The sequence below is a fragment of the Hymenobacter sp. H14-R3 genome, assembly GCF_030063445.1.
Taxonomy (GTDB): domain Bacteria; phylum Bacteroidota; class Bacteroidia; order Cytophagales; family Hymenobacteraceae; genus Hymenobacter.
In genome coordinates this window covers 91,369-113,749 of record NZ_JASITD010000010.1, presented here as the reverse complement: position 1 = coordinate 113,749, position 22,381 = coordinate 91,369, and the positions used below count along the sequence as shown (strand labels likewise).

The window sequence follows — 22,381 nt, the reverse complement described above, 5'->3', positions numbered from 1 at the left end:
CTACTGGTTCAGAGACTCCATCCGTAGTTCCAGCGCGGGGCTGTTGAGCCGGCTCATCAGGTGGGAGCCCCCGCCGACGAAAACCATACCCGGGCGGCAGAATATCAGCAGGCCGAAGGCAAGCAACCGCAGCCAGTTGAGGTCGTAGCGGCGGGTACTGGTGGAGGGTTGGGCAGCAAGGGGACTCATAGCCGAGCAGGGCCAAGTGAACTGATGAAACAAACCTCCCGGCGGCCCTCCCCTTCCCCGACATACCTTGCCAACCAGGCGTAGCACCTCACGAACGTCGGACGCGCTACCTCCCACAATTCTGCCTTTTCACTCCAGCGGGTCACTTTTTCGAAATTGAGACGAGGTAGTCTGGGTGTGCTTCTTAAAAGCCGCGTTGAACGCCGATTTGGAGTTGAAGCCGGCGGCCATTAGCACCCGGTATTTTTGGCCACGCAACGCTTGGTGGCAATTCATCTATAATTTGCCAGCATATAGCATTATGCGCAAGACTGGCCCGGGCATTGCGAAGACTTTGTTCTCAAAAAACTCGTGGCGCACCTGGCTTTTTTTTCCCGGGCAAAATACTCTTCTGCCAATGTAGTGGGGTGGATAAGCAGGAGGCTATTCCATCGGGCGGGCACTTTGGCTAAAGGCCAAATATAACCTTTGGGCACCCCCACCACCCGTAATAAGCTGAACGCTAGCATCAAAACAAGGTTTCTGCAGTAATTTAGAGAGTTCAATGAATTCCCTCTTCTCCTCCTATGAAATTTACCGCTACTCTTCAGCTGGTCTGCTTGTTAAGCATGCTGCTACTTTCCAGCTGCCTCACCTCGCGTGATGCCCGCATCGAGTCGAGTTACAGCTATCGGGGCCGCTTTCGGCACTACCGCACCTACAATTTTTTGAGCGGCAATGGCCTCACCGCCGACAGCACCCGCATCAGCGAAGCGCTGCGCGACGCCGTGAAGCAGCGCATGCGCATGCAAGGCTACCGCTTCTCGCACCGCAACCCCGACCTCATGGTGAGCCTCAAGCTGTTTGAAGGTGATATCCGTTTCCCCGGCTTCGTGCAGGACGACATTACGCGCTGGGTTAAAAACAACGAGGCCGAAAATGAAGAAACCCCTGACGAGCAGCGCCACGCCTACCAGCAAACTCGCCTGCTCATGCTTGATGGCACCCTCATGGTCACGCTCATCGACACGCACACCGACAACGCCATCTGGAACGGCTACGCCTCGGGCGTGGTGGTGCCCGAGGGCCTACGCGGCGAATATGTGCTGGTGCGCTCGGTACGCTCCATCTTCGACCGCTACCGCATTTTTACTGAAAACTACTTCAACGGCGGCAACCTCGACGGGGCCATGAATGCCCAGCCCAGCGGCGAGCCGGGGGCCGCGCCGAGCGTAGTACCAGCCTCCGAAACCCCGCGCTGAGCGGCGGCAGGTCACTTTTCGCTTTCGCCCAACCCGGCGCAAGTGTACCTTTGCCTGTCCGCGCCAAGGCGCCCGCCACCTAACTAGCTGACCTGTATGTTACTCGTCCTTAATTCTGCCTACCAGCCCAGCGACTACCTGCCCATCCTCATTCAGTTTGGGCTGGCCGTGGCTTTTGTTGCCTTCGCCATGATTGTGTCGCACCTCGTGGGGCCCAAGCGCCACAGCAAGGTAAAAGACGCCTCCTTCGAGTGTGGCATCGAGAGCGTAGGCAACGCCCGCACGCCCATCTCGGTGAAATATTTCCTCACGGCCATCCTGTTTGTGCTGTTTGATGTGGAAGTGATTTTCATGTACCCCTGGGCCGTTAATTTTCGCCAGCTCGGCACCGCCGGCTTCGTCGAGATGATAATCTTCATGACGCTGCTCATGGCCGGCTTTGGCTACGTTATCAAAAAAGGCATTCTGCGCTGGAACGAGGCCGTACCCAGCCAAACTTTCAAGGCAAAGCCGGTGTTGGCTAAGCAGCCTGTTGAAGTTGCCCAGGCCGCCTAGCAATTATCAGTTAACAACTAGCAATTATCAGTTTTTTATCTTCCCAAAGACATTATAACTCACTGATTGCCACTTGAAGTGATAATTGACACCTGTTAACTGTTAATTGAATATGGATACCCGCGTTCCTGAAATCAAATCCGTGTCGGCCCCCGAGGGCATCGAGGGCGCGGGCTTTTTTGCTACTTCCCTGGAGAAAGTGGTGGGCATTGCCCGCGCCAACTCGCTATGGCCCTTGCCCTTTGCTACCTCATGCTGCGGCATCGAGTTCATGGCAACAATGGGAGCCCATTACGACATCTCCCGCTTCGGCTCCGAGCGCCCCAGCTTCTCGCCCCGTCAGGCCGATTTGCTGATGGTGATGGGCACCATTGCTAAGAAAATGGCCCCCATCGTGAAGCAGGTGTACGAACAAATGGCCGAGCCCCGCTGGGTGCTGGCCATGGGTGCCTGCGCCTGCTCGGGTGGCATTTTCGACAGTTATTCGGTGTTGCAAGGCATCGACCGTATCATCCCGGTCGATGTATACGTTCCGGGCTGCCCACCCCGCCCCGAGCAGGTGCTCGATGGGCTGATGCGCGTGCAGGACCTCGCCAAGAACGAGAGCATTCGCCGCCGCAACTCGCCCGAGTATGCTGCGCTGCTGGCTTCCTACAATATCAAGTAATTTCCTTAGCTGTTAGCCTGTAGCCGTTAGCTGTTAGCTTCTTTCTTTTGAAAGAGGCTCAGTAAAAAGCTAACAGCTAGCAGCCATAAGCTAACAGCTAAAAAGCATGGCTGACCCGACCAAAGAAGAATCGACCGCCGCCCAGGAAACCGCCGCCGCGCAGGACCCAACCGCGCAGCAAAACGCCCAGATACTGGCGCTGCTGCACAGCCTGTTTGGCGAATCCACGTTCAGCGACGTGAGTGAGCCCTATGGCCTGCTCACGGTAACGACCAAGCGCGAGCATATCCACGGTATTGTGGCGGGCTTGCAGCAGGATGAAACCCTTAAGTTCCACTTCCTCACCACTATGTGCGGCATCAATTATCCCGAAAACCTGAACCAGGAGCTCGGCATGATTTATCACCTGCATAGTCTGGTACACAACGTCCGGCTACGCATCAAGATTTTCTTTCCGGTGGCTGACCCGGTAGTGCCCACGCTATCAGATATTTACGCAGCGGCTAACTGGATGGAGCGCGAAGCCTACGACTTCTACGGCGTCATCTTCACCGGCCACCCCAACCTGCGCCGCATCCTGAATGTGGATGACATGGACTACTTCCCCATGCGCAAGCAGTACCCCGTGGAAGACGGCACCCGCGAAGATAAAACCGACCTTTTCTTCGGTCGCTAACCCATAAACGGTGCATGGTACCTAGTGCTTGGTCCTTGGATTGTTCAACCGGCAATTCATGCACTACGCACCAAGCACTGAGCACCAAGCACCCATTCAAATGGCAGTAAACGACGCCCTGGCCGGCACCCACAAAATAACTGAAGAGGCCCGCGAGCAGCAAGGCGGTCAGTTGGTGCCCACCCTCAACGACTTCTCGCAGGAGCTTACGACCCTCAACCTGGGCCCGACACACCCTGCCACGCACGGCATTTTTCAGAACATCCTGCAAATGGATGGCGAGCGTATCATCTCGGGCGTGCCCACTATCGGCTACATCCACCGGGCGTTTGAGAAAATCGCGGAGCGGCGGCCGTTCTACCAGATTACGCCGCTGACGGACCGCATGAACTACTGCTCGTCGCCCATCAACAACATGGGCTGGCACATGACGGTAGAAAAGCTCCTCGGCGTAACGGTGCCCAAGCGTGCTCAGTATATCCGCGTGATAATGATGGAGTTGGCACGTATTGCCGACCACCTTATCTGCAACTCTATCCTGGGTGTGGACACGGGCGCTTTCACCGGCTTCCTCTACGTGTTTCAGGAGCGCGAGAAAATTTACGAAATTTACGAGGAGGTCTGCGGCTCGCGCCTCACCACCAACATGGGCCGCGTGGGCGGCATGGAGCGCGACCTCACGCCCGTAGCTATCGACAAGCTGCGCACGTGGTTGAAGGAGTTTCCAACTGTGATGAAGGAGTTCGAGGCGATGTTCAATCGCAACCGCATCTTCATGGACCGCGTGGTAAACGTGGGCCCCATCACGGCAGAAAAAGCCCTCAACTACGGTTTTACCGGCCCTAACCTGCGGGCCGCCGGCGTCGATTACGACGTGCGGGTGATGAACCCATATTCTTCCTACGAAGACTTCGAGTTCGACATTCCGGTAGGCACCAACGGCGATACCTACGACCGCTTCATGGTGCGCAACGAGGAAATCTGGCAGAGCCTGCGCATTATCAATCAGGCCCTTGACCGCTTGCCCGACGGGCCTTTCCACGCCGACGCGCCGCATTACTACCTGCCCACCAAGGAAGCCGTGTACAAAAACATGGAGGCCTTAATTTACCACTTCAAAATCATCATGGGCGAGATTGACGCCCCAGTGGGTGAAGTGTATCACTCGGTGGAAGGCGGCAACGGCGAGTTGGGTTTCTACCTGGTTTCAGACGGCGGGCGCACGCCCTACCGCCTGCACTTCCGCCGCCCGTGCTTCATTTATTATCAAGCTTATTCGGAGATGGTAGTGGGCACGAGCCTTTCGGATGCCATCGTGATTTTGTCATCGATGAATGTGATTGCCGGCGAGCTGGACGCCTAGTTTTTTAGTTGAAAGTACTTGATATGGAGCCTACTACCACGCCCGCCAAACCTCAGTTTTCGCCCGCTGCTCAGGCCGAGATTAAGCGCCTGCTCACGCACTACCCCGACGACCGCAAGAAGTCAACCCTGCTGCCCGTGCTGCACATTGCGCAGGCCGAGTTTGGCGGTTGGGTGAGCCCCGAGGTGCAGGACTTGGTAGCCGAAACCCTGGGCCTGCGCTCAATTGAAGTGTACGAGGTGAGCACGTTTTACACGATGTTCAACCTCAAGCCAGTAGGTAAGCACGTGCTGGAAATCTGCCGCACCGGCCCCTGCATGCTGCGCGGCTCCGACGAGCTAACGGCTCACCTAGAGCGCATTACTGGCGCAAAGGTGGGCGAAACCTCGCCCGACGGCCACTTCACCCTCAAGGAAGTAGAATGCTTGGCGGCCTGTGGCTTTGCCCCCGTGGTGCAGGTGCGCGAGAAGTACTACGAGTCGCTCGACACGGAAGAAAACGTGCACGCCATGCTGGATGAGTTGAAAGGGCTGGTGCATCGGCCCATTCTACCTTGGGAAGGCAATTTGCCTAACTCCTTGCAAAACAACTAATTCACCTCTACTGTGGCTGAGCAGGGCAAGGACCTGCCGCTGGTAGTAGCGGAGATTTTAATTGAGATACACGGTATAAACGACCGATTGGAGAGCGTTGAAAGCCACTTAGGAAATATGAAAAATATTTTACTACAAGTAGTAGACAACGTTCAGCATTCGAGTAAAGCTATTAATCGCACAGCAGAAGTAACGCTGCAACAAAAGCAGGCATTCAACCGCCGCTTCAACCAGTTAGACCAGCAGCAAGAAACCAGCCGCCGCTTTGACCAGCAGCAGCAGCAGGGCGACCGCATTGAGCGGGCTATCGTCAGCTTTGAAAATTGCCTTGAACGCCTAGAAAACAAGTAATATGGGACGCAAGCTATTAACCGAACACGTCAACGTCGAAGGCATTGAAACCTTCGCCGTGTACCGCAAGCACGGCGGCTACCGCGCCGTGGAAAAGGCGCTGAAAATGACGCCCGAAGAAGTGGTGGAAGAAGTGAAGAAGTCGGGCCTGCGTGGGCGTGGCGGCGCTGGCTTTCCCACAGGCCTCAAGTGGAGCTTTCTGGCCAAGCCCGAAGGCGTGCCGCGCTACCTCGTGTGCAACGCCGACGAGTCGGAGCCCGGCACGTTCAAAGACCGCTACCTGATGTCGAAGCTGCCGCACCTGCTCATTGAGGGTATGATTGCGGGCAGCTACGCCTTAGGGGCGCGCACCAGCTACATCTACATTCGCGGTGAGCTTTTGTACGTGATGCGTATTCTGGAGAAGGCTATTGCTGAAGCTTACGCGGCGGGTTTCCTGGGAGAAAATATTCAGGGCTCGGGCTATTCACTTGATTTACACGTACATCCGGGTGGAGGCGCGTATATCTGCGGCGAGGAAACAGCACTGCTGGAATCATTGGAAGGTAAGCGGGGCAACCCGCGCAACAAGCCGCCATTTCCGGCTGTGCAGGGCCTGTATGCCCGGCCCACAGTAGTGAACAACGTAGAAAGCCTTGCCAGTGTCGTGCCCATCCTGAACATGGGCGGCGATGAATATGCCAAAATTGGCCTGGGCAAAAGCACGGGTACCAAGCTATTTTCGGCCTGCGGCCACCTCAACAAGCCTGGTATCTACGAGTTGGAACTGGGCGTGCCGGTGGAGGAATTTATCTACTCCGATGAGTACTGCGGTGGCATCTGGAAAGGCCGCGAACTGAAGGCCGTAGTGGCCGGCGGCTCGTCCGTGCCGATTTTGCCTAAAGAATTGATTCTCAAAACGGCTGCTGGCGAAAACCGCTTGATGACGTATGAGTCGCTGAGCGACGGGGGCTTCGTAACGGGTACCATGCTGGGTTCGGGGGGCTTTATTGCGATGGACGAAACGACGTGCATCGTGAAGAACACTTGGAATTTCTCGCGCTTTTACCACCACGAAAGCTGCGGGCAGTGTTCGCCCTGCCGCGAAGGCACCGGCTGGATGGAGAAAGTACTGCACCGCTTAGAGCACGGACACGGCTCGATGCACGACATCGACTTGGTGGTGAGCGTGGCCAAGCAAATTGAGGGCAATACCATTTGCCCGCTTGGCGAGGCCGCAGCGTGGCCGGTAGCCGCCGCCGTGCGCCACTTCCGCGACGAGTTTGAGTGGCACGTAACGCACCCCAAGGAGGCAACTGCGCCGGGCGCGGTGTACCGCGGCAACATGGTGCTTGCATAAGTAACTGTCATGCTGAGGAACGAAGCATCTTATCACGGCTGCGCCTCTCAGATTAAATCAATCCAACGATGCGCGCGTGATAAGGTCCTTCGCAAGCTCAGGATGACAAACGTATTCATAAGCCGTATATATTCTAATGGCTAAGATAACTTTCGACGGAATTGAGGTAGAAGTGCCAGACGGTACCACCATCCTTAATGCAGCCCGCAAAATTGGGGGCGGCGTAGTGCCGCCCGCCATGTGCTACTACACGCCTCTAAAAGGCAGTGGCGGCAAGTGCCGCGCCTGCCTGGTGCGCGTAGCGGCCGGCTCATCTAAGGACCCGCGCCCCATGCCCAAGCTGGTGGCCTCGTGCATTACGCCGGTGCAGGATGGCATGGTAGTCGAAAACACGACCAGCCAGCAGGTGCTCGATGTGCGCAAGGGCATTGTGGAGATGCTGCTCATCAACCATCCGCTCGACTGCCCGGTGTGCGACCAGGCCGGCGAGTGTGACCTGCAGAACTTCGCGTTTGAGCATGGCGTGAGCACCACGCGCTACGAAGAGGAGCGCCGCACTTTCGAGAAAATCGACATCGGCCCCTACATTCAGCTGCACATGACGCGGTGCATCTTGTGCTACCGTTGCGTGTATACCGCCGACCAGCTCACCGAGGCCCGCGTGCACGGCGTGCTGGGCCGCGGCGACGCCTCCGAAATCGGCACGTATATCGAGAATACGATTTCCAACGACTTCAGCGGCAACGTGATTGACGTGTGCCCCGTGGGCGCGCTCACCGACAAAACCTTCCGCTTCAAGCAGCGCGTGTGGTTTACCAAGCCGGTAAATGCCCACCGCGAATGCGGCCACGAGAAATGCGCGGGCCACGTAACCCTTTGGTACAAAGGCAAGGACGTGCTGCGCGTGACTGCCCGAAAGGACGAGTACGGCGAGGTGAAAGAGTGGATTTGCAACGAGTGCCGCTTCGAGAAAAAGGAAACGGCTGACTGGGTGATTGAAGGCCCGGCGCACATCAACCGCTCTTCGGTTATTTCGGCCAACCACTACGAGCTGCCAGTAATTAACCCCCAGGTCATCGCCGACTTACCCGAGAGCACGGTGCGCGAGCTAGAGCAGAACCCGCCCCTGAAGCTAGGCGGCCTGAGCGGCACGACTTTTTAAGCAATCACGATTTTTGTCATGCTGACGAAGGAAGCATCTTATCACAGCTGCCTCTGTCAGAGCTACTTACTATTCGAGCGCCGCGAACGTGATAAGATGCTTCGCAAGCTCAGCATGACACCCTCTTTATGCCTCTCGAAACTCTAGGCTGGCAAGGCCTCGTTATTCTGGTAATTTTCGGCGTTTCGCTGCTGATTGCCACTTACTGCACTTATGCAGAGCGCGTTATCGCCGCCTTTTTGCAAGACCGCGTGGGGCCGGACCGCGCCGGGCCCTGGGGCCTCGCGCAGCCGCTGGCCGATGCCGTGAAGCTATTTACCAAGGAAGAGTTTTTTCCTAGCGGGGCCAACAAGGCGCTGTTCATCTTCGGGCCTTGCCTGGCGATGATTACGGCCCTGATGTCGTCGGCGGTTATTCCGTTTGGCAGCTTCCTCAAGTTTGGGGATACGGTGGTGCATTTGCAAGGCATCGAAATCAACGTGGGCATGCTCTACGTGTTTGGCATCGTATCACTGGGCGTATACGGCATCATGATTGGCGGCTGGGCTTCGAACAACAAGTTTTCGCTACTGGGTGCCATTCGCGCTGCTTCCCAGAACATTAGCTACGAGTTAGCCATGGGCCTGGCCCTGATTGCGGTGCTGATGATGTCGGGCTCATTGTCGCTGCGTGACATCACGTTGCAGCAGTCGGTACCCGGCGAGTGGCACTTTTGGAACGTGGTGAAGCAGCCGCTGGGCTTCCTTATCTTCATTGTGTGCGCTTTTGCCGAAACCAACCGCACGCCCTTCGACTTGCCCGAGTGTGAAACCGAGCTGGTGGGCGGCTACCACACCGAGTACAGCTCCATGAAAATGGGTTTGTACCTGTTTGCTGAGTACATCAACGTGTTCGTGGCGTCGGCCGTGATGAGCGTTATCTATTTCGGGGGTTTCAACTTTCCTTTCCAATACGAGCTGCAAGGCTGGTTGCACACGGCGCAGGGCCTGTCGCTGGATGCGGCGCAGAACATCGTGGCTATTTTGGGCGTGGTGAGCGTGTTTGCGAAGATTTTCGCGTTCATCTTTTTCTTTATGTGGGTGCGCTGGACGCTGCCGCGCTTCCGCTACGACCAACTGATGCGCTTGGGCTGGACTATCCTCATCCCGCTGGCTATCTTCAATATTCTGCTCACCGGCGGCCTTATCACCACCGGCATTATTCCGGAAATAAAGTCGTGGTGGCTGCTGAGCTAGGCCCCGGCCGCTCCCTTCCCCTGCCCTACCTACCTGACCTATGCAATCGCTAAGTAACCGCGCCAAGAAACTGGAAAAAAAGCCAATGACGCTCGCCGAGCGGGCTTATTTGCCAGCGATTTTTCAGGGCCTGACCATTACCATGCGGCACTTTTACCGGGCCGCAACCAAAAAGCAGGTCACTATTCGCTATCCCGAGGAAACGCGGCCGTTTTCGCCCGTATTCCGGGGCCTGCACGTGCTCAAGCGCGATGAGCAGGGCCGCGAGCGCTGCACAGCTTGCGGGCTATGCGCCGTAGCCTGCCCCGCCGAGGCCATTACCATGGTGGCCGGCGAGCGCAAAAAAGGTGAGCAAAACCTCTACCGCGAGGAGAAATACGCCGTTAGCTACGAAATTAACATGCTGCGCTGCATTTTTTGCGGTCTGTGTGAAGAAGCCTGCCCCAAAGCCGCCGTGTACCTGCAAGCTGATAAGATGGCCCCGCCACGCTACGAGCGCGATGAGTTTATCTACGGCAAAGACCGGCTGGTAGAGCCCGTGTCGCCGGATAATCGCTCGAAGCGCGGCATCCAACTGACGTCTGAGCAGGCCGATAAGTTACGCGGCCAGGCAACGCCAGCCTAGTGCTGGGCGGTAAGCTTTGGCTTGCCGATTACTAAAACTCATAAGTAGAACGGCAAGCTAAAGCTTACCACACCTTGTATGTCCCTCTTTCTTTTCCTTGCGTTCGTAGCCTTACTGAGTGCCTTGGGCGTGGTGCTAGCCAAAAACCCGGTGCACAGCGTGCTGTTCCTCATTCTCACGTTTTTCACGCTATCTGCTCACTACCTGATGCTTAACGCGCAGTTTTTGGCCGCCGTGAATATCATCGTGTACGCGGGGGCTATTATGGTGCTGTTCCTGTTCGTGATTATGTTCCTGAACCTCAACCAGGATACGGAGCCGCACAAGCCTATGCTGGCGAAGGTGGCGGCTACTATCGCCGGGGGCTCGCTGCTGCTGATAATGGTGGCGGCTCTGCACAATGTACAGCCCACTGGCTACGACGCAGCTACGTTTGACTCGCAGGTGGGTATGGTTAACCGGCTGGGCATGGTGTTGTTCAAGCAGTATTCGCTGCCATTTGAGTTGGCTTCCATCCTGCTGCTGGCTGCTATGGTAGGCTCGGTAATGCTGGGCAAGCGTGAGACAGGCGAGCGCAATTTCTAGCATATTCCTTTTGTTGAAGAGCGGTAGCTGCCAAGGTAGTTACCGCTCTTTTTTTATATCCAAATACTGACACGTAGCCGCCTTTACACCAAGGCCGCCCGGCTGACCGTACATGCGTAAGTACTAGCATAGCTATTTCTACAAAAATTTATTTAGTTGGCTGACAAGTATTTGCTGAAAGAGCAATTTACCATTAACATTCAGTACATTTACCATATTCCTGCCTTAGTGCTTTCTCTAACCCATCTTTTATTGGCTTGTGAACACTTCCTCGCAACGAGCACGCGCAGCCTGGGACGACGAGGCGTTGCTTCAGGCGCTGGGCCAGGACGACCGGGCGGCCTTTGCGGAGGTATATGAGCGGTATTGGCAGCGCCTGTTTGGGCTGGCCTACCGCAAGCTCAAATCACGGGAAACGGCCGAGGAGCTGGTGCAGGACCTATTTGCCGCGCTGTGGCACAAGCGAGCCGAGCACCACATTGAGCAGTTGGAGTCTTACTTGATAGGCGCTATCAACCACCGCATTATTGGGCACTTGCGGGCGCAGCAGGTGCGTACCGCCTATGCCGACTACTGCCGCTGGCACCAGCAGGAAATGACTCAGGAAACAGAGCAAGCCTTAGCGGCGGCCGACCTATCCGAAGCCTTTGCCCGGGCGCTGCTGTGCCTACCCGAGCAATCGCGGGAAATATTCCGGCTCAACCGATTGGAGCACTTTTCTGTGCAGGATATTTCGCATCAGCTCAACCTTTCGGCTAAGGCGGTGGAGTACCACCTTACAAAATCACGCCGTCTGCTCCGGGGTTATTTGCGGGATTTTGTGCTGATAGGGCTGTTTTTTCTGTTTAGCTAGCAAAGAATTCATTCTTGCATAATCGATTGGTTTACAGAATTTTGCAATCACAAAGGATTGTGGTGCCTGGGAACTCAGGCAGCACGCCGGAGCAGGAGCAAAAAAAATGTTTTTCTTACGTTAGGGGTCAGGAGTAGTTGCGCGTCTTCCTTGGTAGAAGCCCGCTACTGCCATGATATCCCAAGCTGAATTCGACGATTTGCTCCAACGCTACCTCAGCGGCCGCAGCCCGGCCAGTGAGCAGCGGCTGGTGGAGCAGTGGAGCCGTCAGCTGGGGCAGGATGAAAACCTACTCTTGCAGCCCGAACTGCAAGAGCAGGTGCGGGCGGCTATGTGGCAGCGCATTGAGCAGCTTACCCAAGACCCGGCTGCGGCAATGCCTATCCCACCGGTGCAGCTGCTTATGCGGCCCCCTGCGCTTTGGCAGCGGCCCGTGTTGCGCTGGGCCGCCGTGGCCCTGCTGGGGCTGGGCGTGGGTTGGTGGCTACCCCGGCACCAGCCAACTACCCAAACGGCGCACTGGGTGCAGCGCACCAATATCAACCAGCCCGCGCAGCAACTGGCCCTGGCCGATGGCAGCTTCGTAACGCTGTACCCGGGCAGCACTCTGCGCTACGAAGATGGCCTGCTGGGGGCCCGGCGCGAGGTATACCTGCAAGGCAAAGCCTGCTTCAAAGTAGCCAAAAACCCCGCCCGGCCCTTTCTGGTTTTTACCGATAAGCTGGTAACTACCGTGCTGGGTACCACCTTCCTGGTAACTGCCTACGCTGGCACGGAGGCCAAGGTAGCAGTACGGGAGGGCCGGGTGGCCGTGCAGCCTCGCACGGGGGCCGTGCTAACGGCCACGCCCGCCCAGCCGGCGGCGCACAGCGTACTGCTGCTGCCCAACCAGCAGGCCATGTATTCATCTGCTAATAAGGCGCTTACTAAAATGCTGGTGGAGCAGCCGGTGTTACTGGCCCCCCAGACGCTGACCTTCAAAAACCGGCCGGTGGCCGAGGTACTGGCCGCTTTGGAAAAAGCATACGGCGTCAATATCGTGTATGACCCCGCGAAGCTGCGGGAATGCACCATCACGATAGACTTTGATAAGGAACCCCTTTTCGAACAGCTCGATGCTTTATGCAAAGCGTTGGATGGCAGCTATAAAAAGGCAAACAATGCCCAGATTATGTTCGAAAGCCCTGGGTGTAATGCCCCTGGCTAGGAACTAGCCCAACCCGGCGCTACTCACTTGCGCACTACGCTCTACTTCAGCCGCCGCCTGATACCGCGGCGGCCCGCTACTTAATCTATCAGGCCGTTTTTCAGTCAGATGACTTTGTATTCTTTTCCATTCCCCACCCTAAAACAACTTCGGCGTATGAAAAACGGCGTACCTCCTCAGCGAGGCCTCTGGCGCCCAGCCAGTGTGCTCGCGCTACATCTCTGCCTGGCGTCGCCCTTGGTGAGCCTGGCGGCGAACGGCTCGGCCAGGGCCCAGATTGTACTAGACCGCAAGGTTACGGTAAAGATTGAATCACAGACAATTGAATCGGTACTGGACCAGCTGGCCAGCCAGCTTCATATCAAGTTTGTGTACAGCCCCAAGCTCATTGGAGCCAGCCGGCGGGTATCGCTCAAGATAGCCGACAAGCCCTTGACGCAGGTACTGGACGAGCTGCTGGCCCCGCGCAAAATTGCGTACGAGGTGCGCAACAACCGCGTTATCCTCAGCCAGGCCAAGCCAGCGGCGAATGTGCCCGTATCGGGCCGCGTGACGCAGCCCAACGGCGAGGGTTTGCCGGGCGTGACGGTGGTGGTGAAAGGCACGACCATTGGCACGAATACCGACGCCGACGGGCGCTTTACCCTCGACGTGCCAGAAGGTAGCACGTTGGTATTCAGCAATGTGGGCTACGCCAGGCAGGAAGTACCGGTAACCGGCCCCACGAGCAGCCTGGCCGTGGCGCTGAAGGAGGACCAGCAGGCCCTGAGTGAGGTAGTGGTAGTGGGCTACGGCACCCAGGAGCGCCAGAGCGTGACGGGGGCCGTGGCTTCGGTGTCGGGCCGCGAGATTTCGTCGCAGCCGGTGGCCGACCCGGCGCAGGCCATTCAGGGCCGCGCGGCGGGCGTGCAGGTGGTGTCCAACTCGGGCTCGCCGGGCGGGCAGGGCGGCACGTCTATTCGGGTGCGGGGCATTACCTCGGCCGGCAACAACTCGCCGCTCTACGTGGTGGATGGCTTTCCGCTGCCCGCAGCTACGGATGGCAACGGCAACCCCACGGGCACCGAAATCAACAATATCAACCCCAATGATATTGAGACGATTGACGTGCTGAAAGACGCTTCGGCCACCGCCATCTACGGCGTGCGGGCTGCCAATGGCGTGGTGCTTATCACGACCAAGCACGGCAAGGCTGGCACATCCAACATCAACATTGACGTGTATGCGGGCGTGCAAAACGTGTGGCGCAAGCCCACTTTGCTCAACTCGCAGCAATATGCGGAGCTTAACAACGAGGCCCGCAACAACTACAACGCGCAGTTTCCGAACGACACGCGGGCGCTTAACCCACTGTTTGATACGCCGGATAAAATAGCGGCTCTGCCCACTACCAATTGGATAGATGAGCTTTTTCGGCCCGCCCGCATCCAGAACTATTCGGTGGGGGCCAACGGGGGCAGCGAAAAGGCCCGCTACGCCATTAGCGCCGGGTATTTTCAGCAAAATGGCACTATTATAGGCTCTGATTTTCAGCGCTTTACGCTACGTACTAACGGCGAAATTCAGCTCACCAAGATTCTCAAAGTCGGCAATAACCTTTCGCTTAGCCACCAGGAGGAGCGGCCGCTAGCCAACGAAAACAACGAGATTAGCGGGCCTATTCAGCTGGCCTTGCAGGCCCCGCCGTTCCGGCCGGCCTACAACCCCGACGGCAGCTTTTACGAGTTTGGCAGCCTGCCAAATGACAACTTTGGTGAGGAAAACCCGGTGACGGCGGCCCTGCGCCCGCGCAACCGCAACAACCGCAACCGCGTGACCACTACCTTCTACGTGGAGCTGGAGCCCGTGAAGCACCTGCGCCTGCGCACCAACATCGGGGCCGACCTGCAGTTCAACCAGAATGACCAGTTTTACCCCTCCATCCCGGGCTCGTCGAAATACCAGCCCCAGGGGGCTTCGGCCAGCAGCAACTCGAACTACAACCCCAGCTACCTGATTGAGAACACGGCCACTTACAGCAATGTATTTGCCGAAAAGCACGCGGTAACGTTCCTGCTGGGCCAGTCGGCGCAGCAGTTCGACTACTTCTACCTGGGCGGCAGCCGCACGGGCTACGCTACCAACACGCTGTCGATTCTGGACCGCGGCCCGGTTAACTCCCAGATTAACAACAACGGCGGCAACGGGCAGAGCCGCCTGGCCAGCTACTTTGGCCGCCTCAACTACGAGTATGCTGGCAAGTACCTGTTTTCGGCCATTGTGCGCTACGATGGCTCGTCGGCCTTCAGCTACGACAACAAGTTTGGGGTGTTTCCGGGCGTATCGGCGGGCTGGCGCATCTCGGAGGAAGATTTCCTCAAGGACAACGCCACCATCAGCAACCTGAAGCTGCGGGCCGGCTACGGCAAGGTGGGTAACCCCTTGAATGCGGGCACGTTCGGCTACGCTTCGCTCATCAACTCCAACCCCATTGGCACGGGTGGCCAGGGCACGGGCTACATCTTTGGGCCCGGCGCCCAAACCCTGAATACCGGGGGCGTGCCCACCCGCTTGCAAAACACCAACCTGCGCTGGGAAAACAACGAGCAGTACAACGTGGGCGTGGACGTGGGCTTTTTGAAGAACCGGATAACGGCCTCGGTGGATATTTACACCCGCACCTCGCCCAACCTGCTACTCTCGAAGCAACCCAGCTACGTGTCGGGCACCAGCGAGGCAATACCCACCAACGCGGCTTCGTCGCGCAACCGGGGTATTGATATCAACGTCACTTCCAACAACTTCAGCAGCGACGACAACGGCTTCACCTGGTCGACCACCCTCAACGTGTCGGCCTACCGCAGCCAGATTTTGTCGCTGGGCGGCGGCCAGCCCTTCAACGGGCAGGGCATCCGGGGGGGCTCCAACATTACGCGCTACGACGTGGGGCAGCCGCTGGGCGAGTTCTACGGCTACGTGGCCGATGGCTTGTTTCAGACCCCGGCCGAGCTGGCGGCGCTGAACGACAAGTCGCCAACCGGCTTCTACCAAAGCTCGGGCACGGCTCCGGGTGATATCAAGTTCAAGGACCTGAACGGCGATGGCGTTGTCAACGACGCCGACCGCACGTTTATCGGTAACCCGAATCCGAAATTCACCTATGGCCTGAACAACACGTTTGGCTACAAGGGCTTCGACCTGAACGTTTTCCTGCAGGGCTCGCAGGGCAACGATGTGTATAACCTGAACCGCTACTACCAGGAAGGTGGCCTGGCCGCCGCTACTAACGCCGGCACCATTGCCCTGGCTCGCTGGACCGGGGAGGGCACCAGCAACTACGTGCCGCGCGCCGTGTTCAACGACCCCAACCAGAACATCCGGCCCTCAAGCCACTACCTGGAGAATGGGTCTTACCTGCGCGTGAAGCTAGTAACGCTGGGCTACACCTTCCCCAAGTCGGTGCTGGGTATCTTGAACCCGCAGCGCTTGCGCGTGTACGTGAGCGCCCAAAACCTGCTGACGGCCACCAAGTACACGGGCTTCGACCCCGAGCTGGGCAACAACGGCCAAAGCTTTGGCGTGGACCGGGGCATCTACCCGCAGGCCCGCGTGTTTCTGGCTGGCGTCAACATCGGCTTCTAGGCCCGGCGGCTCCCCTTCTCCTCTTTAAATTTTCATAGCTATGCTATCTACCTCTTCATTTTCGAACCGTAAGGTACTGAGCAGCACACTGCTTACGCTGGGGCTCCTCACGGGCTGCGGCAAGCAGTACCTGGAGCTGACGCCGCGCAACGCGGCCTCGACCGATACCTTTTACCAGAACCAGACCGACGCCATTCAGGCCACCAACTCGGCCTATGCGCAGCTGCAGCAGGATGGGCTGTATGGCCACTCGCTGTGGGCGATGGACATTATGGCCGACAACTCCTTTGTGGGCGGCGGCGGCGCGGCCGACGGTATCGAGTTTCAGCAGCTCGACAACTACACCATTCCCACTAGCAACCCGGTTGTAACGGCGCTTTTTCAGCGCTGCTACCTGGGTATCGGGGCCTGCAACCAAGTGCTGCTGCACGTGCCCGACATTAAGACGATGGACCCCGCCATTCAGAACCGAAGCCTGGGGGAGGCCAAGTTTTTACGGGCGCTCTACTACTTCTACCTGGTGCGCTCGTTTGGCGCGGTGCCGCTGGTGCTCACGCCCGCTGCCAGCCCCGCGGAGGCCGCCAGCGTTACCCGCACCCCAGTGGCCGATGTATATGCGCAGATTGAGCTGGACCTTAAAGATGCCATTACCAAGCTGCCAGCTACGTATGTGGGCGATGATTTGGGTCGGGCCAGCAGCGTGGCGGCCATGGGGCTGCTGGCTAAAGTTTACCTGACCGAGAACAAGATGCCCGAAGCCGCTACGCAGGCCCAGGCAACGCTCACCGCCGCTGCTTCCGCTGGTAAGTCCCTGTGGGCCAACTATGGCGACAACTTTAAGGTGGAAAATGAGAATGGCCAGGAGTCGCTGTTTGAGGTGCAGTACAAGAGCGGCCTCAACCAGTACACGACCGATGGGCCGGGCTCGCCCATCAACGAGTTTTGGGGTGCGCGCTTCTTCACCGACAACTCTACGCCGGAGCTTAAAGCCCTGGGCTACGTGGTAACCAACGGCGGCTACGGCTTCAATATTCCCGAGAAGGAATTTGTGGACGGCTACGAAGCCGGCGACCTGCGCAAGGGCCCGACCGTGTTCGTGCCCGGCGACAAGTACCCCCTGGGCCAGACGCAACCCGCCAAGCTGGAGGGCGACCCCAACGGCTTCAACGTGCGCAAGTATTTTGTGGGCCGGGCCTCCACCATCTGGGATTCGCCCCTCAACGTGCCCGTGCTGCGCCTGTCCGAAGTGTACCTGATTTTGGCCGAGGCCGCCGCCGCCAGCGGCAAAACAGGTGATGGCCTCACGGCGCTGAACGTAGTGCGCAAGCGCGCCGGCCTGCCCGCCGCTACCACCGTTGACAAGGATGTAGTGCTTAAGGAGCGTCGCTACGAGCTGGCCTTTGAGATGGACCGCTGGTTTGACCTCAAGCGCACCGATAGGTTGACCAATAACGCACAGTTGTTGCTCAAAGGCATCAAGAAGTACAACGACCTGCTGCCCATTCCGCAGGCCGAGCGCGACATCAACCCTGGTTTATCACAAAACCCCGGTTATTAGTTAGTTAGGCGCGTTTAGTAGTAAGAGAACGTCATGCTTCCGAGTGGTTGGCATGACGTTCTTTTCGTTTGTAGCCACTAATTTTCACCTTCTTATTTGCCGGCGGCCTGGCGCAGGCCAGGCGGTTCCGTAGCCTCTCTCCGCCATGATTAACCGCACAGTTACCCACCGCCTCACGTGGGCACTGGCTGCGCCTGGTCTGCTCGGGGGCTGCACCTCTCCCAAAAGTGGCCCGCCCCAGCTGGGCCAGGCCAGCCTAAAGGAGATTCTCGCCGCTCTCACGCCCGAGGAGAAAGTGCAGCTGGTGGTGGGCATGGGCTTTTACCCGGCGGGCTTTCCGCCGGACGCGCTGCCGGCTGGCAACCCCGGCGATAAAGACGTGCCCGAGAAAGTACCCGGCGCGGCCGGCCGCACCCACGCCGTGGCGCGGTTGGGCATTCCGTCGCTCACGCTTTCCGACGGGCCGGCCAGCGTGCGCATCGCCCCCATTCGGGGCAAGGACAGCACGAAAACCTACTACGCCACGGCTTTTCTGGTGGCTACACTGCTGGCCTCAACCTGGGATACGGCCCTGGTGCGCCGGGTGGGCGTGGCATTTGGCAGCGAGGTGCGGGCCTTTGGCATTGATGTGCTGCTGGCGCCGGGCATGAACAGCCACCGTAACCCGCTGGGCGGGCGCAACTTCGAGTATTATTCCGAAGACCCGGTGGTGACCGGCAATATCGCCGCCGCGCTGGTTAGTGGTGTGGAGTCGAACGATGTGGGTGCCAGCATCAAGCACGTTGCAGTTAACAACATGGACCTGGCTTCGTTCGACACGCCCACTTCGGCGTGGGTGGCTGCGGCCGGCACCTACACCGTGCGGGTGGGCGCGTCGCCGCTGGCTATCAAGCAGCAGACTACGTTCCAATTATCTATTTTCCAAGTAGTTATGAAAAGCCGCCCGCTGCTCGTGCCCCAGCAGCCAGTGGCCGACCTAAAGGCCGGCCAGCCGCGGCCCGGCAGCCGCTAACCTAGTTTTCCAACAGCATATCCTGGCCATTTTTCCAACCGGTAAGGGGCCAGGGCACTTACCTCCATATTCTAATTAAACCCACTCAACCAATGCGTTACCTACCCTTGTACGTTGCCACGGCTGTTGGCGCGGCCCTGCTGACCAGCGGCTCCTTTTGCGCGGCGCAGGCCCCAACCAAGAAAGCCGCTACCACCCCACCCAACCGCCAGGCGGCCCTCACCACCCACGACGTTGAAATCAATGCCCTGCTCCAGAAAATGACGCTGGAAGAAAAGGTGCACATGATTCACGCCAACTCGGCCTTTGCCGCCGGGGGCATTCCGCGCCTGGGCATTCCGGAATTGATGACCTCCGACGGCCCGCACGGCGTGCGCCCCGAGCAGGGCCGCAACTGGAAGGCCCCCGTGGGGGCCGACGATGCCAGCACCTACATGCCCAACAACAACGCCCTGGCCGCCACCTGGAACCCCGCTTTGGGCTACGCCTTTGGCACCGTACTGGGCAGCGAGGCCAACGCCCGCGGCAAGGATATTATCCTCGGGCCGGGTATCAACATCGTGCGCGCGCCCCTCAATGGCCGCAATTTTGAGTACCTCAGCGAAGACCCCTACCTGGTAAGCCAGCTGGTGGTGGGCTACATCCGGGGCGTGCAGGACCAGGGCGTGTCGGCTTGCGTGAAGCACTACGCGGCCAACAACCAGGAAACCCACCGCGACGATATCGACGTGGACATGAGTGAGCGGGCGCTGCGCGAAATCTACCTGCCGGGCTTCCGGGCGGCCGTGCAGCAGGGTGGCGTGTATTCGCTCATGGGCTCGTACAACAAGTTTCGGGGCACCTACGCCACCGAAAACGCCTACCTGATGAACGACATTCTGAAGGGCGAATGGGGTTTCAAAGGATTGGTAATCAGCGATTGGGGCTCGGTGCACGATACCCAGAAGGCCCTGCGCAATGGCACCGACCTCGAAATGGGTACCGACCTGGTGCTGATGAGCCAGGGCGTGGACCAGAGCGCGGCCGCCTCGGGCGTGACTGGCCAGCCCGACTTAGTAAACGGCAGCAGCCAAAGCCTCTACAACCGCTTTTTCCTGGCCGACCCCGCCCTGGCGGCTATCAAGAAAGACCCTACGCTGCTGCCCCTGCTCGACGACAAAGTGCGGCGCATTCTGCGGGTGATGTACGCCACCCATATGCTGGGCGGCCCCAAGCGCCAGCCCGGGGCCTTCAACACCAAAGAGCACCAGGCCACCGCCCTCAAAGTGGCCGAAGAGGGCATTGTGCTACTCAAAAACGAGGGTAGCCTGCTGCCCCTCAAGAAGTCAATCAAGACCGTGGCCGTTATCGGGGCCAATGCCGAGCGGGCCAACTCGATGGGCGGTGGCAGCGGGCAAATAAAGGCCAAGTACGAGATTACCGCCCTGCAAGGCATTAAAAATGAGCTGGGTAGCGGCGTAAACGTTACCTACTCGCCCGGTTACACCATTGCCCGCGACCAGAAGGCCGACCCGCAGCTGATTGCGCAGGCCGTGGCCGCCGCCAAGGCCGCCGATGAGGTCATCTTTGTGGGCGGCTCGTTCCACGGCTACGACTATGGCAAGTGGAGCGACAACGCCTACGACGCCGAGGGCACCGACAAGCCCGACCTCAAAATGCCCTTCGGCCAGGATGAGCTGGTGCAGGCCGTGCTGGCCGCCAACCCCCGCACCGTAGTGGTGCTGCTGGGCGGCGGCCCCATTGAGGTAGCGGCCTGGGCTGGCCAGGCCAAGAGCATAGTGGAGGCCTGGTACCCCGGCATGGAAGGCGGCAATGCGCTGGCCCACATCCTATTTGGCGATGTAAATCCCTCGGGCAAGCTGCCCTTCACCTTCCCCGTGAAGCTGGAAGACGCGCCCGCCATGAAGCTGGGCGAGTACCCCAGCACCCCCGGCAACCCGCTGAAGCAGACCTACAAAGACGATATCTGGGTGGGCTACCGCTACTACGATACCTACCAGGTGAAGCCGCAGTTTGCCTTCGGCCACGGCCTCAGCTACACCACCTTCGACTACGGCAAGCTGAGCGTGAAGCCCGGCCCGCAGAGCGCCACCGTGACCCTGACGGTGCGCAACACCGGCAAAATGGCCGGCTCCGAAATCGTGCAGCTCTACGTGAAAGACCTGAAATCCAGCGTGAAGCGGCCTGAGAAGGAGCTTAAAGCGTTTGATAAAATTGCCCTAAAGCCCGGCGAAACCAAGACCGTGACCATGCAGCTGCCGGCCACCGCCTTTCAATACTACGACGAGGCCAAGAAGCAATGGGTGCTGGAGCCCGGCCAGTTTGAGGTGCTCGTGGGCAGCGCCTCAGATGACATTCGGCAGAAGGCTACTTTTACGCTGTAAGTACAAGTTTATCAATATTTTACGAAATAACCGCGCAAGCCCCGAGTAATCCGTTGCCCTCGGCTTGGCGGCCCGCCGGCCAGTATGCTGCCCTACGCGAGCGGCGCGGCTATAGTTAGCCGGCCATACCGGGAAGTAACACGCACCAGCACAAAAGCGGCCTCCAATGTTTGGAGGCCGCTTCTTGTCTTTAAGATTCCGTAGCAGCTTGCTGCTAGTTGGTGCCTATCCGAATAGGCGTTGGGCAGGCATAAGGCCACCCGCGCTACTTTTGACATATCGCTTACCTTCTATCAACAAGCTACTGCGAACAGCTGCCAATTCGCTTCCTGTGAAAACCCAGCACAATTTTCAAATCAGGGCACAGGCACCGGTCCGATGGCGCCGCCTTCGCAACCGATTGACACGTAAACGATACCTGAACGACTGGCCAGGCGGCGCACCCGTCAACCGGCCGGCCGGCTTTGCCGTCGGACTGGCGCACGCGGCAAGCTGCCCGCGTCAACCTTGCCAAAACTAAAAGCCCGGGCGGGCACTATCTCCACCGCTACTGGTCAAGAGCGCCAACCAAATTTTCTTAAAAGTCTTTAGTACAATAATTTACCCTGATAACGTGCTTTTTATACGTACTTCCCTGGGCCAGCTTACGTGCGGGCTAGGTTTCCTGCTACTTGGTGGGTGCCAATCAAAGAGCGATGCAACTAATGCTAAAATTGAACGCGCCGGGGAGCCCACCATCTACACGGTGAAGTCGGACGACGCCGAAATGGACGCCGCCATTCAAACCAGCAGGGCTACGCTACCCGAGTTTTTGCACGTATTCGAGCGGCAGGACACGGCCACCAGCGACTTCGCGCTGAAAGTGCACTACGATGATGGCCAGCAGCCCGAGCACATCTGGCTCTCTAACCTATCTCAGAATAATGGCAAGCTCTACGGGGTAATAAGCAACTTGCCCGAGTACACCAAGGCCGTGCAAGAGGGCCAAACCGTAGAGGTGGATACCAGCAAAGTTTCTGACTGGAAATATGTGCAGCACCACCGGCTGGTGGGTGGCCGCACCATCAAAGTGCTCCGCAATCAACTATCGCCCGAAGAGCGCCAAGAGCTTGACGCCAGCGTGGATTACAAGATAGAATAGCTGCCCAAAACAGCAGCGGCGACT

The 22,381-nt window shown here is 58.3% G+C and carries 19 protein-coding genes and 1 pseudogene; 19 read left to right on the top strand and 1 reads right to left on the bottom strand.

Features of this window, described 5'->3' with window-relative positions; all coding sequences use genetic code 11:
* The gene (locus QMK33_RS11220; RefSeq protein WP_283564676.1) at positions 1 to 189 is read right to left on the bottom strand and encodes a hypothetical protein; all 189 of its coding nucleotides are present in this window, start codon (positions 187 to 189) and stop codon (positions 1 to 3) included.
* A 608-nt stretch (positions 190 to 797) separates the two neighbouring features.
* Between QMK33_RS11220 and QMK33_RS11215 the strand changes: the two genes are divergently transcribed.
* The 19 genes and pseudogenes from QMK33_RS11215 (at position 798) to QMK33_RS11125 (ending at position 22,357) form a co-directional block, all read left to right on the top strand.
* The gene (locus tag QMK33_RS11215; protein ID WP_283564675.1) at positions 798 to 1,430 is read left to right on the top strand and encodes a DUF4136 domain-containing protein; all 633 of its coding nucleotides are present in this window, start codon (positions 798 to 800) and stop codon (positions 1,428 to 1,430) included.
* Positions 1,431 to 1,526: 96 nt separating this feature from the next.
* A pseudogene (locus QMK33_RS11210) lies at positions 1,527 to 1,904 on the top strand (NADH-quinone oxidoreductase subunit A); the annotation flags it as partial.
* A 193-nt stretch (positions 1,905 to 2,097) separates the two neighbouring features.
* Positions 2,098 to 2,652: an NADH-quinone oxidoreductase subunit B gene (locus tag QMK33_RS11205; protein ID WP_283564674.1), complete on the top strand. Its 555-nt coding sequence runs from the start codon at positions 2,098 to 2,100 to the stop codon at positions 2,650 to 2,652.
* Positions 2,653 to 2,758: 106 nt separating this feature from the next.
* Positions 2,759 to 3,328 carry an NADH-quinone oxidoreductase subunit C gene (locus tag QMK33_RS11200; protein WP_283564673.1) on the top strand — a complete coding sequence of 190 codons (570 nt, stop codon included), beginning with the start codon at positions 2,759 to 2,761 and terminating at the stop codon, positions 3,326 to 3,328.
* 100 nt (positions 3,329 to 3,428) lie between these two features.
* Complete coding sequence (locus QMK33_RS11195) at positions 3,429 to 4,691, top strand: NADH-quinone oxidoreductase subunit D (protein ID WP_283564672.1); 1,263 nt, start codon at positions 3,429 to 3,431, stop codon at positions 4,689 to 4,691.
* A gap of 23 nt (positions 4,692 to 4,714) precedes the next feature.
* The gene (locus tag QMK33_RS11190) at positions 4,715 to 5,284 is read left to right on the top strand and encodes an NADH-quinone oxidoreductase subunit NuoE family protein (protein WP_283564671.1); all 570 of its coding nucleotides are present in this window, start codon (positions 4,715 to 4,717) and stop codon (positions 5,282 to 5,284) included.
* A 12-nt stretch (positions 5,285 to 5,296) separates the two neighbouring features.
* The gene (locus QMK33_RS11185; RefSeq protein WP_283564670.1) at positions 5,297 to 5,635 is read left to right on the top strand and encodes a hypothetical protein; all 339 of its coding nucleotides are present in this window, start codon (positions 5,297 to 5,299) and stop codon (positions 5,633 to 5,635) included.
* 1 nt (position 5,636) lies between these two features.
* A complete protein-coding gene (gene nuoF, locus QMK33_RS11180) occupies positions 5,637 to 6,974 on the top strand; it encodes an NADH-quinone oxidoreductase subunit NuoF (protein ID WP_283564669.1) in 1,338 nt (445 codons plus the stop codon).
* Between the two features lie 136 nt (positions 6,975 to 7,110).
* Entirely contained in the window at positions 7,111 to 8,136 is a 1,026-nt protein-coding gene (locus tag QMK33_RS11175) for an NADH-quinone oxidoreductase subunit G (protein WP_283564668.1), read from the top strand.
* 128 nt (positions 8,137 to 8,264) lie between these two features.
* A complete protein-coding gene (gene nuoH / locus QMK33_RS11170) occupies positions 8,265 to 9,371 on the top strand; it encodes an NADH-quinone oxidoreductase subunit NuoH (RefSeq protein WP_283564667.1) in 1,107 nt (368 codons plus the stop codon).
* Between the two features lie 40 nt (positions 9,372 to 9,411).
* The gene (locus QMK33_RS11165; RefSeq protein WP_283564666.1) at positions 9,412 to 9,996 is read left to right on the top strand and encodes a NuoI/complex I 23 kDa subunit family protein; all 585 of its coding nucleotides are present in this window, start codon (positions 9,412 to 9,414) and stop codon (positions 9,994 to 9,996) included.
* Positions 9,997 to 10,074: 78 nt separating this feature from the next.
* Positions 10,075 to 10,581, top strand: a complete 507-nt coding sequence (locus tag QMK33_RS11160; protein ID WP_283564665.1) for an NADH-quinone oxidoreductase subunit J family protein — start codon at positions 10,075 to 10,077, stop codon at positions 10,579 to 10,581.
* 259 nt (positions 10,582 to 10,840) lie between these two features.
* Positions 10,841 to 11,434, top strand: coding sequence for an RNA polymerase sigma factor (locus tag QMK33_RS11155; RefSeq protein ID WP_283564664.1), 594 nt, complete (start codon positions 10,841 to 10,843; stop codon positions 11,432 to 11,434).
* Positions 11,435 to 11,606: 172 nt separating this feature from the next.
* Entirely contained in the window at positions 11,607 to 12,641 is a 1,035-nt protein-coding gene (locus QMK33_RS11150) for a FecR family protein (RefSeq protein WP_283564663.1), read from the top strand.
* Positions 12,642 to 12,797: 156 nt separating this feature from the next.
* Positions 12,798 to 16,262: a TonB-dependent receptor gene (locus QMK33_RS11145; protein WP_283564662.1), complete on the top strand. Its 3,465-nt coding sequence runs from the start codon at positions 12,798 to 12,800 to the stop codon at positions 16,260 to 16,262.
* A gap of 40 nt (positions 16,263 to 16,302) precedes the next feature.
* Positions 16,303 to 17,820: a RagB/SusD family nutrient uptake outer membrane protein gene (locus tag QMK33_RS11140; protein ID WP_283564661.1), complete on the top strand. Its 1,518-nt coding sequence runs from the start codon at positions 16,303 to 16,305 to the stop codon at positions 17,818 to 17,820.
* Between the two features lie 145 nt (positions 17,821 to 17,965).
* The gene (locus tag QMK33_RS11135; RefSeq protein WP_283564660.1) at positions 17,966 to 18,832 is read left to right on the top strand and encodes a glycoside hydrolase family 3 N-terminal domain-containing protein; all 867 of its coding nucleotides are present in this window, start codon (positions 17,966 to 17,968) and stop codon (positions 18,830 to 18,832) included.
* Between the two features lie 92 nt (positions 18,833 to 18,924).
* Entirely contained in the window at positions 18,925 to 21,216 is a 2,292-nt protein-coding gene (locus QMK33_RS11130) for a glycoside hydrolase family 3 C-terminal domain-containing protein (protein WP_283564659.1), read from the top strand.
* A 613-nt stretch (positions 21,217 to 21,829) separates the two neighbouring features.
* Positions 21,830 to 22,357, top strand: coding sequence for a YegJ family protein (locus QMK33_RS11125; protein ID WP_283564658.1), 528 nt, complete (start codon positions 21,830 to 21,832; stop codon positions 22,355 to 22,357).
* Positions 22,358 to 22,381 lie beyond the last annotated feature (24 nt).

What these genes read in the sequence shown, in the direction of transcription:
- QMK33_RS11220 (WP_283564676.1), bottom strand. Translation starts at nt 189, where the DNA reads ATGAGTCCCCTTGCTGCCCAACCCTCCACCAGTACCCGCCGCTACGAC.
- QMK33_RS11215 (WP_283564675.1), top strand. Translation starts at nt 798, where the DNA reads ATGCTGCTACTTTCCAGCTGCCTCACCTCGCGTGATGCCCGCATCGAG.
- QMK33_RS11205 (WP_283564674.1), top strand. Translation starts at nt 2,098, where the DNA reads ATGGATACCCGCGTTCCTGAAATCAAATCCGTGTCGGCCCCCGAGGGC.
- QMK33_RS11200 (WP_283564673.1), top strand. Translation starts at nt 2,759, where the DNA reads ATGGCTGACCCGACCAAAGAAGAATCGACCGCCGCCCAGGAAACCGCC.
- QMK33_RS11195 (WP_283564672.1), top strand. Translation starts at nt 3,429, where the DNA reads ATGGCAGTAAACGACGCCCTGGCCGGCACCCACAAAATAACTGAAGAG.
- QMK33_RS11190 (WP_283564671.1), top strand. Translation starts at nt 4,715, where the DNA reads ATGGAGCCTACTACCACGCCCGCCAAACCTCAGTTTTCGCCCGCTGCT.
- nuoF (WP_283564669.1), top strand. Translation starts at nt 5,637, where the DNA reads ATGGGACGCAAGCTATTAACCGAACACGTCAACGTCGAAGGCATTGAA.
- QMK33_RS11175 (WP_283564668.1), top strand. Translation starts at nt 7,111, where the DNA reads ATGGCTAAGATAACTTTCGACGGAATTGAGGTAGAAGTGCCAGACGGT.
- nuoH (WP_283564667.1), top strand. Translation starts at nt 8,265, where the DNA reads ATGCCTCTCGAAACTCTAGGCTGGCAAGGCCTCGTTATTCTGGTAATT.
- QMK33_RS11165 (WP_283564666.1), top strand. Translation starts at nt 9,412, where the DNA reads ATGCAATCGCTAAGTAACCGCGCCAAGAAACTGGAAAAAAAGCCAATG.
- QMK33_RS11160 (WP_283564665.1), top strand. Translation starts at nt 10,075, where the DNA reads ATGTCCCTCTTTCTTTTCCTTGCGTTCGTAGCCTTACTGAGTGCCTTG.
- QMK33_RS11150 (WP_283564663.1), top strand. Translation starts at nt 11,607, where the DNA reads ATGATATCCCAAGCTGAATTCGACGATTTGCTCCAACGCTACCTCAGC.
- QMK33_RS11145 (WP_283564662.1), top strand. Translation starts at nt 12,798, where the DNA reads ATGAAAAACGGCGTACCTCCTCAGCGAGGCCTCTGGCGCCCAGCCAGT.
- QMK33_RS11140 (WP_283564661.1), top strand. Translation starts at nt 16,303, where the DNA reads ATGCTATCTACCTCTTCATTTTCGAACCGTAAGGTACTGAGCAGCACA.
- QMK33_RS11135 (WP_283564660.1), top strand. Translation starts at nt 17,966, where the DNA reads ATGATTAACCGCACAGTTACCCACCGCCTCACGTGGGCACTGGCTGCG.
- QMK33_RS11130 (WP_283564659.1), top strand. Translation starts at nt 18,925, where the DNA reads ATGCGTTACCTACCCTTGTACGTTGCCACGGCTGTTGGCGCGGCCCTG.